Source organism: Halomonas sp. A29 (genome assembly GCF_046723295.1).
Taxonomy (GTDB): domain Bacteria; phylum Pseudomonadota; class Gammaproteobacteria; order Pseudomonadales; family Halomonadaceae; genus Halomonas.
This window is the reverse complement of the sequence record NZ_JAXQPR010000010.1, coordinates 47390-60169: the sequence shown is the minus strand read 5'-3', so window position 1 is coordinate 60169 and position 12780 is coordinate 47390. Positions and strand designations below refer to the sequence as shown.

Genomic DNA, 12780 nt, shown 5'->3' with positions numbered 1-12780 from the left:
ACAATCATGTGCCCGCTTTCTGTTTTCAGAGGTTTCATGAAACCCGCTTCTTCACATTTCGGCTCCGGTGGGCGTCGCCCCATGCGCCGTGAACTGCTCGAAGGCCCCATCGCCCTGACCCTGCTGCGCAAGTGCCTGCCCGTGGTCGGCGGCATGATCGCCATGATGAGCTTCAACCTGGTGGATACCTGGTTCATCGCCAGGCTGGGGCCGGCGCCGCTGGCGGCGGTATCGTTCACCTTCCCGGTGGTGTTCGCGGTGATCAGTCTGGCCATCGGTCTGGGCATCGGCACCTCAGCGGTGGTGGCGCGTCGCCTGGGCCAGGGCGATATCGAAACCGTGCGACGGCGTGCTACCGATGCTGCACTGTTGGCGCTGGTGGTCGGGGTGCTGCTGAGCATGCTCGGTCTGGTCACGCTCGAGCCGATGTTCCGGCTGCTGGGGGCCGATGCGGCACTTATGCCGCACATCCACGACTACATGGGTATCTGGTATCTGGGTGCAGCGGTGGTGATCGTGCCGCGGGTACTCAACAGCGTGCTGCGCGCCCAGGGCAACACCTTGATACCCGGCCTGATGATGGCGCTGGCGGCACTGCTCAATGGCCTGCTCGACTGGCTGCTGATCTTCGGCGTAGGGCCGTTCCCGGCCTTGGGCGTTCAGGGGGCGGCCCTGGCCACGGTGCTGAGCTGGGGGGCCATGACCGCGGCGCTGTTCCTTCAGCGTGAGCTGCGCGACTGCCTCGAGCTGCGCTGTCTTACCGCGGCCGGCCTGATGACTTCCTGGCGTGAACTGTCGCGAATTGCCTTGCCCGCCGCCATTACCAGCGTGTTTACGCCGCTGGCCCTGGCCTTGGTGACCCGCATCGTCGCCGGCCACGGCCACCATGCGGTGGCAGGCTATGGCGTCGGCACGCGTATCGAGGCCATCGCCCAGATCGTCGTGCTGGCGCTGTCGATGACGCTGCCGCCGCTAGTCAGCCAGAACGTCGGGGCAGGGCAGCACGAGCGTGTGCGGCGGGCCATCTTCGGCTGCTTCATCTTCGTGCTGGCGTGGCAGCTCGGGGTATGGCTATTGCTGCAGCTGCTGTCGCCCTGGCTGGTTGCCGGCTACACGGCAGATAGTGAGATGGGGGGAGTGCTGCGTAGCTTCCTGTGGTGGGTACCGCTGGGTCTTGGCGCCCAAGGCGTGGTCATCTTGGCCGTCTCTTCGTTCAATGCGCTGCACGAACCCGCGCGCGCCATGCGTCTATCGGTCATTCGGTTGTTCCTGCTCACCGTGCCGCTGGCCTGGCTGGGCGGAGTGATTGGTGGAACCCAAGGCATCTTTATCGGCCTGTTCGCGGCCAACGTGCTGGTGGGGCTGGTGGCGTGGCGTACGCTGTACATACGGCTCGATGCCATGCGCGCGGTCGAGCCTGGGCTTGCATCGAGTGGCTCTGTCGAGAAAAAAGCGTGATGAAGGGTTGGCAGTGGCCTCTATTTGGTCTACATTTCATGAAAATGTAGAAATTTTTCAGGAGAGCCGCCATGAGCCAGATCACTTCCGTTACCTGGGAAGACCCGTTCCGCCTGATCGACCAACTCGACGAAGATGAGCGCATGGTCCTGCAGACCGCTCACGACTACTGCCAGGACAAGCTGATGCCGCGCGTGCTCGAGGCCAATCGCCATGAGCGCTTCGACCGCGAAATCATGAATGAGATGGGCGAGTTGGGTCTGCTGGGTGCAACCATCGACGGCTATGGCTGTGCCGGTATGAACTACGTCAGCTACGGCCTGATCGCCCGCGAGGTGGAGCGCGTCGATTCTGGCTACCGCAGTGCCATGAGCGTGCAGTCGAGCCTGGTGATGTACCCCATTCACGCTTTCGGCAGCGAGGCCCAGCGCGAGAAGTACCTGCCCAAGCTGGCCACCGGCGAGTGGGTGGGAGCGTTCGGGCTCACCGAGCCCGACCACGGCTCCGACCCGGGCAGCATGTCCACCCGTGCCGTGCGCACCGACAGCGGCTGGCGCCTCAACGGCACCAAGACCTGGATCACCAACTCGCCGATTGCCGATGTCTTCGTGGTCTGGGCCAGGGACGAGGAGGGTGTGGTCCGTGGCTTCATCCTCGAGAAGGGCATGGCGGGGCTTTCCGCGCCCAAGATCGACGGCAAGTTCAGCCTGCGCGCCTCCATTACCGGCCAGATCGCCATTCAGGACGTGGAAGTTTCCGATGAGCAGCGCCTGCCCGGTGTCACCGGACTGAAGGGGCCGTTCTCGTGTCTCAACCGCGCCCGCTTCGGTATTGCCTGGGGCAGCATGGGCGCCGCCGAGGCGTGCTGGCATGCCGCCCGCCAGTACACCCTGGACCGCAAGCAGTTCGGTCGTCCGCTGGCCGCCAACCAGCTGATCCAGAAGAAGCTCGCCGATATGCAAACCGAGATCGCCCTGGGGCTGCAGGCGGCGCTGCGAGTGGGCCGCATGATCGATGCGGGGCAACTGGTGCCGGAAGCGATCTCGCTGATCAAGCGCAACAACTGTGGCAAGGCGCTGGATATCGCCCGCGTCGCCCGCGACATGCATGGTGGTAACGGCATTGCCGACGAGTACCATGTGATTCGCCACATGATGAACCTCGAGGCGGTCAATACCTACGAGGGTACCCATGACGTGCATGCGCTGATTCTGGGTCGGGCGCAGACCGGCATTCAGGCCTTTGCCAACTAACTTTGCCAAGACCCCAATGCTACCTCTGGCGAGGAGCGGCGGGGGAAGTTTATGAGATGGGCTTGACGACGCAGCAGCGACGGGAGTGCAAGGAGTCAGGATGAGCGGTCCGCTGGAAGGTATCACGGTGCTCGACATGTCGCGCGTGCTGGCCGGCCCCTGGGCTGGCCAATTGCTCGCCGACCTCGGGGCGCGCGTGATCAAGATCGAGCACCCCGAGCGCGGCGACGACACCCGTGGCTGGGGTCCGCCGTGGCTTGACGAAGACCTGGGGGCAGGGAGTGACGGTCTCGAGCGGGTGGCGGCCTATTTCCTGTGCGCCAACCGCGGCAAGCAGTCGCTGGCAGTGGACGTGGCAAGCGAGCGGGGCCAGGCGCTGATTCGCCAGCTCGCCGAGGGTGCCGACATCGTGCTCGAGAACTTCAAGGTTGGCGGCCTGGCCAAGTACGGCCTCGACTACGCCAGTCTCAAGGCCCTCAATCCCAAGCTGATCGGTTGCTCCATCACTGGCTTTGGCCAGGATGGCCCCTACGCGCACCGCGCCGGCTACGATTTCATGATCCAGGCCATGGGCGGGCTGATGAGCATCGGCGGCGAGCCGGATGGCATGCCGATGAAAACCGGCGTAGCCATTACTGACGTGATGACCGGACTCTACGCCACTATCGGCGTGCTCTCGGCTCTGCATGAGCGCGAACGTACCGGAGTGGGGCGTCATGTAGATGTGGCACTGCTCGACGTTCAGGTAGCGGCACTGGCCAACCAGGCCCTCAACGCTTTGGTCAGCGGTGTCTCGCCCGAACGCCACGGCAATGCCCATCCCAACATCGTGCCCTACCAGGCCTTTGCCTGTGCCGATGGGCACCTGGTGCTGACCGTCGGCAACGACAGCCAGTTCACGCGCTTGGCCGAACTGCTGGGCCATCCCGAATGGGTCGACGATCCCGGCTATGCCACCAATTCCGCCCGCGTAGGCAACCGTGACGTATTGGTGCCCCTGATCCAGGCGATCTTCATGACTCGCCAGCGTGATGAATGGCTGGCCGAACTGGAGGCGCGCGGCATTCCCGCCGGGCCGATCAATACCATCGCGGAAGTCTTCGACGACCCCCAGGTGAAGCACCGCGGCATGCGGCGCACGCTCAAGCGCGGCGAGCTCGAGGTGCCCCAGGTGGCCTGCCCGCTGCGCTTCGACAGCCAGCCCGCCATGAGCGAGATGGCACCACCACGGCTGGGCCAGGACAGCGATGCGATCCTCACCGAGATGGGTCTGACCGCCGAAGACATCCAGCGACTGCGCCGCGAGGGCATCATTCGCTAGCCCGTGGGCGAGCCGCTTAGCCGGCTGCCATGGGTGGACACTCTCCCTGTGACCGGCCGTAGGCAGGAGCAAGCAGCCCCAGGGTGCCGATGCCCGGGAGCTTGATACCGAGTGCGGTCGGGTCGATGCCGAGCACCAGACCGGCGAGATTGAGCTCGACCCCTTCTCGCAGCCCGACGGCGGCGCCCAGCACACCGCCTAGCGAAACCTGCATGCCCGTGCCGCTGGGAGTGCGTGCCAGCACGCTGTCGCCCAGGTAGTCCTTGCCGATGGCGCTGGAAGGCAGCGCCACATCCAGCTCCGGTACTTCGCGTATCAACCAGGCCACGAAGGTGTTGCTGTTGGGGCCAGGCCAGGCACGGTAGTGGTCGCGATAGGGATATTCGGGCAGCAGCGCCTCGATGCGTTCGATGGCCCGTTCGGCTTTGCTGCCGCAAAAAGTGGCATGCAGCGTAGGTGCGCTTCCGAACCAGGCGCGGTCGGGGCCGCCGATGCGCGAAGTGAGAGCAGGGCGCCCCCAACCGGTGACCTGGTGCACGGTATAGTGCGCGGCGCCCTCCGGTTTCGTTGCCACCCAGGCGTGCACGGCAAAGATGCCGCGCCAGTTGAAGGCTCGGGCCGAATAGACCTGGACCACCGCCTGGTGGGTCTGGCTCGGATCGGGGGCCAGCCCCAGGCTGCTGCGATCGGCGCTGCGCCAGTCACCGCGTGTGTCGATGCCGCCAAAACCCCACATGTAGAGCGGCCCGCCGGCCAGCAGCGACAGCAGGATCAACACACCGACGAGCAGCTTGAGCATGGGTGAGGTTCTCTCCCGCTCAACGCGGCGAGAAGCGCCGCGTCAGCCCCGTCTCGGCGATCATGCGGGTGGAGATTTCCTCGATCGAGAAGCGTGTGGTGTCGATATAGGGGACATGCATCTGGCGGTAGAGCCCTTCGGCCTGCTCCACTTCCTGGACGCATTGATCCAGTGAGCTGTAGCGGCTGTTGGGGCGTCGTTCATGGCGAATGGCGGCCAGCCGGCGGGGGTCGATGGTCAGCCCGAACAGCTTGTGGCGGTGTTGGGCAAGGACCCGCGGCAGCTTGAGGCTGCCGTCCTCGTCGAGATCGTCCTCGGTGAGGGGATAGTTGGCGGCGCGGATTCCGAACTGCAGGGCGAGGTAGAGCGATGTCGGTGTCTTGCCGCAGCGCGACACGCCCACCAGGATCACGTCGGCCTGGTCGTACTGGTGGGTGCGGGCGCCATCGTCGTTGTCCAGGGCGAAGTGCACCGAGTGGATGCGGTCCATGTAGACCTCGTCCTGGCCGATGGAGTGAGTGCGGCCCACGGTATAGCTCGAGTGCGTGCCGAGCTCCTTTTCCAGCGGCTTGAGGAAGGTCGAGAAGATGTCGATCTTGAAGCCGGGCGCGCTGCGAATCACCTCACGGATGGCTTCGTCGACGATGGTGTCGATGATGATCGGCTCCTCGCCATCGCGCGCCGCGGTACCCGTGATGATCTCGACCAGGGTGCGCGCCTTCTCGATGGTATCGATATAGGGCTTGGTGAGCATGCGCAGCTCGACGTTCTCGAACTGAGCAAGCAGGCTGCGACCCAGGCTTTCGGCGGTGATGCCGGTCCCGTCGGAGATGAAGAAAGCGGTGCGGGGCATGGCGGCGGCGGAGTCCTTTGCAGGTGGAAGTGCCATTGTCAGGGCTCTTGCCGTCGACGGCAAGGCGTGGTTCTTGCTCCCCGGGGCTGTTCCCGACTACAGAAAGTGCGGAAATCGGCCCATTGTTGTAAAAAACCTCCACTGACTTCGATGTTAGACCAATGGCGAATATGGCCGCTTGCGTTTAAGGTGGGCAGCATTGCGCTTTTCGCCTGAAGGCCAGGTTGCGGAAAAACCGTTACGGAAAAACCTGGGCAACGAACATAAGGGGGTTACGTGGAAGACTACATCCTGTGGTTCGATCAGCTCGGCATGGATGATGTGGAACGTGTAGGCGGCAAGAACGCCTCGCTCGGCGAGATGATCTCCAACCTTTCGGGAGCCGGCGTCACCGTCCCTGGCGGTTTTGCTACCACCGCCCATGCCTACCGCGAATTCCTCGCACATGAAGGCCTCAACGAACGGATCAACAAGGCGCTGTCGCGGCTCGACGTGGATGACGTCACCGAGCTTTCCCGCGTGGGTGCCGAGATTCGCCAGTGGGTGATCGATACCCCGCTGCCGCCGGCCTTCGAGGAGCATCTGCGCAGCGCCTACGAACAATTGCTCAGCCAGCACCCGAACCTCAAGGCGGCGGTACGCAGCTCAGCCACCGCCGAGGACCTGCCCGACGCCTCCTTCGCCGGGCAGCAGGAAACCTTCCTCAACATCGAGGGTTTCGACAATATCAAGCGGGCCGTGCACGAAGTGTTCGCTTCGCTGTTCAACGACCGCGCCATCTCCTATCGCGTGCATCGCGGCTATGCCCACGAGAACGTGGCCCTGTCGGCGGGTGTGCAGAAGATGGTGCGCTCCGAGACCGGCGCGTCGGGCGTGATGTTCACCCTCGATACCGAATCGGGCTACCGCGACGCGGTGTTCGTTACTGCCTCCTGGGGCCTGGGAGAGACAGTGGTACAGGGCTCGGTCAACCCCGATGAGTTCTACGTGCACAAGCCGACCCTGGCCGCCGGCCGGCCGGCGGTGCTGCGCCGCAACCTGGGCTCGAAGCTGATCAAGATGATCTACAGCAATGATGCCAGTGCCGGCAAGTCGGTCGATACGGTCGACGTACCGCTGCAGGACCGCGCTCGTTTCTGTATCGATGACGATCAGGTCATGGCCCTGGCACGCCAGGCGGTGACCATCGAACAGCACTATGGACGTCCCATGGATATCGAATGGGCTCTGGATGGCGACGACGGTGAACTCTACATCGTCCAGGCCCGCCCGGAGACCGTGGTGTCTCAGCAGGAGGGCGGCAAGCTCGAGCGCTTCCACCTCAAGGAGAAGGGACGCACCCTGGTCAGTGGCCGGGCCATCGGCCAGCGCATCGGCCGCGGGGCGGTGAAGCTCGTGTTCACGCCGGAAGAGATGGATAAGGTCAATGCCGGCGACGTGCTGGTGACCGACATGACCGATCCCGACTGGGAGCCGATCATGAAGCGCGCCTCGGCGATCGTGACCAATCGCGGTGGGCGCACCTGCCATGCGGCGATCATCGCCCGCGAGCTGGGCATACCTGCCGTGGTGGGCTGCGGCGACGCCACCGAGATCCTCGAGGACGGCCGCGACGTTACGGTTTCCTGTGCCGAAGGCGATACCGGTCACGTCTACGAAGGGCTGCTGGACTATGACCGTCGTGTCACCAGCGTTGACTCGATGCCCGAGATCCCGTTCAAGATCATGATGAACGTCGGCAACCCGGATCGCGCCTTCAGCTTCGCCAGCCTGCCGCATGCCGGTATCGGTCTGGCGCGCCTGGAGTTCATCATCAACCGCATGATCGGCGTGCACCCCAAGGCGCTGCTGGAGTACGACACCCTGCCGCTGGACCTGCAGCAGACCATCAACCTGCGCACCGCCGGCTACGCCAGCCCCGTGGACTTCTACGTCGACAAACTGGTTGAGGGCATTTCTACTCTGGCGGCAGCATTCCACCCGCAGCGGGTGATCGTGCGACTTTCCGACTTCAAGTCGAACGAATACGAGAACCTGATCGGTGGCAAGCTCTACGAGCCGGGCGAAGAGAACCCGATGCTGGGCTTCCGCGGTGCCTCGCGTTACATCTCCGATGCCTTCCGCCCCTGCTTCGAACTGGAATGCCAGGCGCTCAAGCGCGTACGCGACGAGATGGGGCTCGACAATATCGAGATCATGGTGCCGTTCGTACGCACCACCGAAGAGGCCCGCGAGGTTGTCGAGCTGATGGCCGCCAATGGGCTCAAGCGTGGTGACAACGGACTCAAGGTGATCATGATGTGCGAGCTGCCGGCCAACGCGCTGCTGGCCGAGGAGTTCCTCGAGCACTTTGACGGTTTCTCCATCGGTTCCAACGACTTGACCCAACTAACGCTGGGCCTGGATCGTGATTCGGGCATCGTGGCGCACCTGTTCGACGAGCGTAACCCGGCGGTGCTCAAGCTGCTGAGCATGGCGATCCAGGCCTGCAAGGCCAAGGGCAAGTATGTCGGCATCTGTGGCCAAGGGCCGTCCGACCATCCTGATCTCGCCAAATGGCTCATGGAGCAGGGCATCGATTCCGTCTCGCTCAATCCCGATGCGGTATTGGAAACCTGGTTCATGCTGGCGGGTGAGACGCTCTCCTAGAAATTTTTCCTAGAGTTACAATCTGAGCCCGATTGAGAGTCGTCAATCGGGCTTTTTTTCGCCTATGCTGTACACCTCTTACATGGAGTTACCTAGGGGCTCGCTCATGGATACCCAATCAGTTTCTTTTCGTCGATGCTGGTTAGTTACCGTTACTTCAGTTTGCATGCTGGGCACGCCGTTGCTGGGGAGTGCCGAGGTTGCCTTTCAATACGAAGCCCCGGCCATCGAGCCGGAAGCCGCATCCGGCTACAACGAAAAGCCAGGCTGGGCCACTGAACGCTTTGCCGTGGCGGCAGCCAATCCGCTGGCCACCGACGCCGGCTACCAGGTGCTGAAGGCCGGAGGCTCGGCAGTGGATGCCGCCATCGCCGTGCAGATGGTCCTCACCTTGGTGGAGCCCCAGTCGAGCGGCATTGGCGGTGGTGCTTTCCTGATGCACTACGATGGCAGCGAGGTGAAGGCCTACGACGGACGTGAAGTCGCCCCCCGTGCCGCCAGCGAGTCGTTGTTCCTCAATGGCGGGGGCGAGCCTCTCGAGTTCATGGACGCGGCGGCCAGTGGTCTTTCGGTCGGCGTACCCGGAACCGTACGCATGCTGGAGATGGCCCACGAAAAGCATGGCAAGCTACCCTGGGCGGATCTGTTTGCACCTGCCATTACCCTGGCTGAGGAGGGCTTCGAGGTCAGCCCGAGGCTGCACACCAGCCTCGCCGCCGAGGAGAGACTGCGTGACGACCCGCTTGCCAGCCAGTTCTATTACACCGAGGAGGGCGAGCCGCTGCCTCAGGGGCATCGTCTGCAGAATCCAGCGCTCGCCGCGGTCCTGAGCGAGATTGCCGAACACGGCAGCAAGGCATTGCACACCGGCTCGATCGCCGCTGATCTCGTCCAGCGAGTGCAGGGCCACCCCGGGCGCCCCGGGGCGATCAGCCTGGAGGACATGGCCACCTACGTGGCAAAGGCGCGCGATCCGCTGTGTACCGACTGGCAGGATTACCGAATCTGCGGTTTCCCGCCGCCGTCCTCGGGGCATCTCACCATCATGCAGATCCTTGGCATCCTGGAGCAGCTGCCGGCGCTCGACGAGCCGATGGAAGAAGACCTGCCCGGTACCGAATGGCTGCACCGTTTCCTTGAAGCGTCGCGGCTGGCTTTCGCCGATCGCGACAAGTTCATCGCCGACCCTGATTTCGTCAACCCTCCCGGCGGTGACTGGAACAGCATGCTCGACGAAGGGTACTTGGCCGAGCGTGCCAGGCTGATCGGAGAGCAAAGCGTGGGTCCCGACGGCGCCGAGCCAGGTAATCCCGGCGAAGTGGAAACGGCCTGGGCGATTCAGCCCAACCAGCCAGAATATGGCACCAGCCACATCAGCATCATCGATGAGGAGGGCAATGCCGTCGCCATGACCACCACCATCGAGGCCGCTTTCGGTTCACGTATCCTGGCCGACGGCGGTACCGGTCTGGCTGGCGGGTATCTGCTGAACAACGAACTTACCGACTTCTCGTTCCGGCCGCTTGATGCCGACGGCTCACCGATTGCCAACCGCGTCGAGGCTGGCAAGCGGCCGCGTTCGAGCATGAGCCCGACGCTGGTTTTCGACCGGGAGAGTGACGAGCTGGTGGCCAGCCTCGGCTCGCCGGGTGGTGCTGCCATCATCCACTATACCGCCAAGGCTCTGGTAGCCATGCTCGACTGGGGGCTGGATGCGCAAGAGGCGCTCAACCTGCCTCACGCCATCACGCTCGGAGGACCGGCCTACCTCGAGCAGGGACGTTTCCCGGCTGAGACGCTCGAGGCGCTCAACGAACTCGGCCACGAGGCCAGCGAGCGCGAGCTGGTGAGCGGGCTGCAGGCGATCCAGCGTACCGCAGAGGGGTTCTTCGGCGGCGCCGATCCGCGTCGTGAAGGTGTGGTGATGGGCGACTAGCCAGCCTGTTCGTGTGGCGCCCGCCAGGGCGCCACGGTCAGCGGCGTAGCCAGTTGCGCAGTTTCACCAGCAGAATCGCCCCGTCACTCAGTTCGCGGCGGTCGCGAATGAGTTCGGCGAGGCGATCCGGGTAATCGGTGATGATGGCATCCACGCCAAGGTCGATCATCTGTGACATGCGCGCCCGGTCGTTCACCGTCCAGGCGTGCACCTCGTAACCCAGCTCACGAGCCAGCCGGATCTCGTTGTCGGTGATACGGTTGTGGCGCAGCCCAAGGGCGTCGAAACTGCGTCGATCGAGAGTTCCCGGCATCACCAGTTGGGCCAGCAGCGTGACTCGCAGCTCCGGCTCACGCTCCTTGACCATATCCAGCACATTAGCCGACATCACCGCCAGGCGCGTTTCACCCTTGACGTCTGGGCTGCCGCAGCGGGCGGCCTGTGCCGGTGTCACCCGGGCCAGGCACTCACGTCTTGCTTCGGTTTCGCGCTGTAGCGCGTCAAGCACGGCCTCTACCAGCTCGACTTCCGCTCCCGGGTCCGGCTTCATGTCGATCATCAGGGCACTTTTACCGCGTACCGCGGCGAAGGCCTCGCCGAGAGTGGGAATGCGCTCACCGATGAAGGCATCGCCGAACCAGCTACCGACATCGAAGTCGCGTAGCTCTTCCAGGGTCATGTCCTGTAAGTTGCGCGGGTCGCCGGTCAGTCGTCGGAGGCTGCGGTCATGATAGAGCACCACCTCGCCATCGGCCGTCAGCCGCACGTCGATCTCCACGTAGTGGGCGCGATCCTCGTTGGCCTGCCTGATTGCCGACAGTGTGTTCTCGGGGGCGGCCATCGAGCTGCCGCGATGCGCGATGATGGTGACGTCGTCGCGCAGCTCGAAGCTGTTGACGATCCACCAGGCCTGGGCCAGTGCGAACAGCAGCACGGCAAGTTCGACGCCCCAGGCGAGCCGGCCCGGATGCGCACCGGGTGGCGGCGGAGCAGGGCGTGGTTCGCGATGGGCCAGGCGCAAGTATAGACAGGCCGAGAGCAGGGCGTTCGCCGCGATACCAATGAAGGTGATGGCAAGTGTTGCCAGCACATAGCCGGTCACGTAGGCCAGCATGGCGGGAATCAGAACCGCATTGCGCTCCGGTAGCCACCACAGCATGGGGGTGAAGACACGGTCGAAGAGCGTGCTGGCCAGGAAGGGCAGAGCAACGATGACCAGCAGGACGGAAATCACCACCAGAGCGACCCTGCCCCGGTGGCCACGGGTCAACTCTCGGCTGCGCCTGAGGGCGGCAAACGCTGAAAGGTTCTCCAGCGTGACCACCGGCAGCGCGAGGATCCAGCGCACGTAGAGCCATGCGGCAATCAAGGCCCAGGCCAGGACCAGCGGCGCAGCGGTCGCCAAGAAGTGCCATAGCGCTGGCGGACGCATGCGCAGCACGTAGTAAGGGTCGAGGCCGCCGATGATCAGTTCGTAGAGCCAGCCTAGCAGCAGCACGACGGGCAGCAGCAGCAGCAGGTGTGCACCTACCTGCAGAACGACCAGTCCGGCCAGGGCGGGTAGCCGACGCAGGATCTGCCACAGGGCGATGAACGCCAACTGATAATGGTTGTCGCGACGTTTGACCGCCACCAGGATCATGCCGGCCTGCTGCAGGTAGAGAACCAGGAAGGTCAGTCCTATGGCCGCCAGAAGCCACAGTATTCCGCCTGGACTGAGCAACAGGTCGAGCAACGCCGCATTGGTGACCACAGGACGGTCGAAGCGCCTGAGCAGGGCGGTCAGGGTCCAGGCCACGGTCGGCAGCAGCAGACTCGAGGCCAGCAGAGTGAAGAAGAGATGATACGCCACCAGCGGACGCAGGTGCTCTCGCAGGCTGCGCAGCACATCCACGCCTAGTGACGTCATCGACATGTAGTCTCACGATGAAGGTCCATGACATTAGCGTGGCACTGCAGCCGCCTGATGGGCAAGTACCACGGAGATGTCAGTGAGCGCTAGGAGGGCTCAAGTGTCGAGAGGCAGCCGTTCTTCGGCCACCACGATGCCGTTGTTGTCGGCATAGAGCCACTGGCCCGGGCGCAGGGTAACGCCGGCGAAGGTGACCGGTATGTCGCGGCTCCCCTCGCCGCGCTTCTCGCTTCTGCGCGGGTGCGCACCGAGCGCCTGGACGCCAAGATCGGTCTCGGCAAGGATATCGACATCGCGTACGCAGCCATACATGACGACACCCGACCAGCCGTTGTCCACGGCCTGTTCCGCCAGTATGTCGCCGAGCATGGCGCAGCGATGGGAGCCGCCGGCATCGACCACCAGGACAGAGCCTTCACCAGGCTCGCTGACGGCCTGCTTGACCAGGGAATTATCCTCGAAGCACTTGATGGTGCGCACTGGCCCGCAGAACGCCTCACGACCGCCGAAGCTGACGAAGATCGGGTCGAGTACCTGCACGTCCGGGTGGGCATCGCAAATGTCAGGCGTGATGATTGCGCTCATCGGAAGCTCCTTGC

General features: G+C 63.9%; 9 protein-coding genes. 5 read left to right on the top strand and 4 right to left on the bottom strand.

Annotation, left to right across the window (positions count from 1 at the left end):
- Positions 1-36: 36 nt before the first annotated feature.
- The 3 genes from SPH52_RS18500 (at position 37) to SPH52_RS18490 (ending at position 4032) form a co-directional block, all read left to right on the top strand.
- Positions 37-1458, top strand: a complete 1422-nt coding sequence (locus tag SPH52_RS18500; RefSeq protein WP_411796533.1) for an MATE family efflux transporter — start codon at positions 37-39, stop codon at positions 1456-1458.
- A 71-nt stretch (positions 1459-1529) separates the two neighbouring features.
- A complete protein-coding gene (locus SPH52_RS18495; protein ID WP_411796532.1) occupies positions 1530-2711 on the top strand; it encodes an acyl-CoA dehydrogenase in 1182 nt (393 codons plus the stop codon).
- 100 nt (positions 2712-2811) lie between these two features.
- Positions 2812-4032: a CaiB/BaiF CoA transferase family protein gene (locus tag SPH52_RS18490; RefSeq protein WP_411796531.1), complete on the top strand. Its 1221-nt coding sequence runs from the start codon at positions 2812-2814 to the stop codon at positions 4030-4032.
- A gap of 16 nt (positions 4033-4048) precedes the next feature.
- On the opposite strand, the gene SPH52_RS18485 is transcribed toward SPH52_RS18490, so the two are convergent.
- Positions 4049-4831, bottom strand: a complete 783-nt coding sequence (locus SPH52_RS18485) for a DUF3750 domain-containing protein (protein WP_411796530.1) — start codon at positions 4829-4831, stop codon at positions 4049-4051.
- Between the two features lie 19 nt (positions 4832-4850).
- Positions 4851-5684, bottom strand: a complete 834-nt coding sequence (locus tag SPH52_RS18480) for a pyruvate, water dikinase regulatory protein (protein ID WP_411796612.1) — start codon at positions 5682-5684, stop codon at positions 4851-4853.
- Between the two features lie 276 nt (positions 5685-5960).
- Between SPH52_RS18480 and ppsA the strand changes: the two genes are divergently transcribed.
- Together ppsA and ggt are read left to right on the top strand one after the other, a co-directional pair.
- Positions 5961-8333, top strand: a complete 2373-nt coding sequence (ppsA, locus tag SPH52_RS18475) for a phosphoenolpyruvate synthase (RefSeq protein ID WP_411796529.1) — start codon at positions 5961-5963, stop codon at positions 8331-8333.
- A gap of 166 nt (positions 8334-8499) precedes the next feature.
- Positions 8500-10269: a gamma-glutamyltransferase gene (gene ggt, locus SPH52_RS18470; RefSeq protein ID WP_411796528.1), complete on the top strand. Its 1770-nt coding sequence runs from the start codon at positions 8500-8502 to the stop codon at positions 10267-10269.
- 37 nt (positions 10270-10306) lie between these two features.
- On the opposite strand, the gene SPH52_RS18465 is transcribed toward ggt, so the two are convergent.
- Together SPH52_RS18465 and rraA are read right to left on the bottom strand one after the other, a co-directional pair.
- Complete coding sequence (locus SPH52_RS18465; RefSeq protein ID WP_411796611.1) at positions 10307-12178, bottom strand: glycerophosphodiester phosphodiesterase family protein; 1872 nt, start codon at positions 12176-12178, stop codon at positions 10307-10309.
- 99 nt (positions 12179-12277) lie between these two features.
- Positions 12278-12766 (bottom strand): ribonuclease E activity regulator RraA, encoded by a 489-nt coding sequence (rraA, locus tag SPH52_RS18460; protein ID WP_411796527.1) that lies wholly within the window; start codon positions 12764-12766, stop codon positions 12278-12280.
- Positions 12767-12780 lie beyond the last annotated feature (14 nt).

What these genes read in the sequence shown, in the direction of transcription:
- SPH52_RS18500 (WP_411796533.1), top strand. Translation starts at nt 37, where the DNA reads ATGAAACCCGCTTCTTCACATTTCGGCTCCGGTGGGCGTCGCCCCATG.
- SPH52_RS18495 (WP_411796532.1), top strand. Translation starts at nt 1,530, where the DNA reads ATGAGCCAGATCACTTCCGTTACCTGGGAAGACCCGTTCCGCCTGATC.
- SPH52_RS18490 (WP_411796531.1), top strand. Translation starts at nt 2,812, where the DNA reads ATGAGCGGTCCGCTGGAAGGTATCACGGTGCTCGACATGTCGCGCGTG.
- SPH52_RS18485 (WP_411796530.1), bottom strand. Translation starts at nt 4,831, where the DNA reads ATGCTCAAGCTGCTCGTCGGTGTGTTGATCCTGCTGTCGCTGCTGGCC.
- SPH52_RS18480 (WP_411796612.1), bottom strand. Translation starts at nt 5,684, where the DNA reads ATGCCCCGCACCGCTTTCTTCATCTCCGACGGGACCGGCATCACCGCC.
- ggt (WP_411796528.1), top strand. Translation starts at nt 8,500, where the DNA reads ATGCTGGGCACGCCGTTGCTGGGGAGTGCCGAGGTTGCCTTTCAATAC.
- SPH52_RS18465 (WP_411796611.1), bottom strand. Translation starts at nt 12,178, where the DNA reads ATGACGTCACTAGGCGTGGATGTGCTGCGCAGCCTGCGAGAGCACCTG.
- rraA (WP_411796527.1), bottom strand. Translation starts at nt 12,766, where the DNA reads ATGAGCGCAATCATCACGCCTGACATTTGCGATGCCCACCCGGACGTG.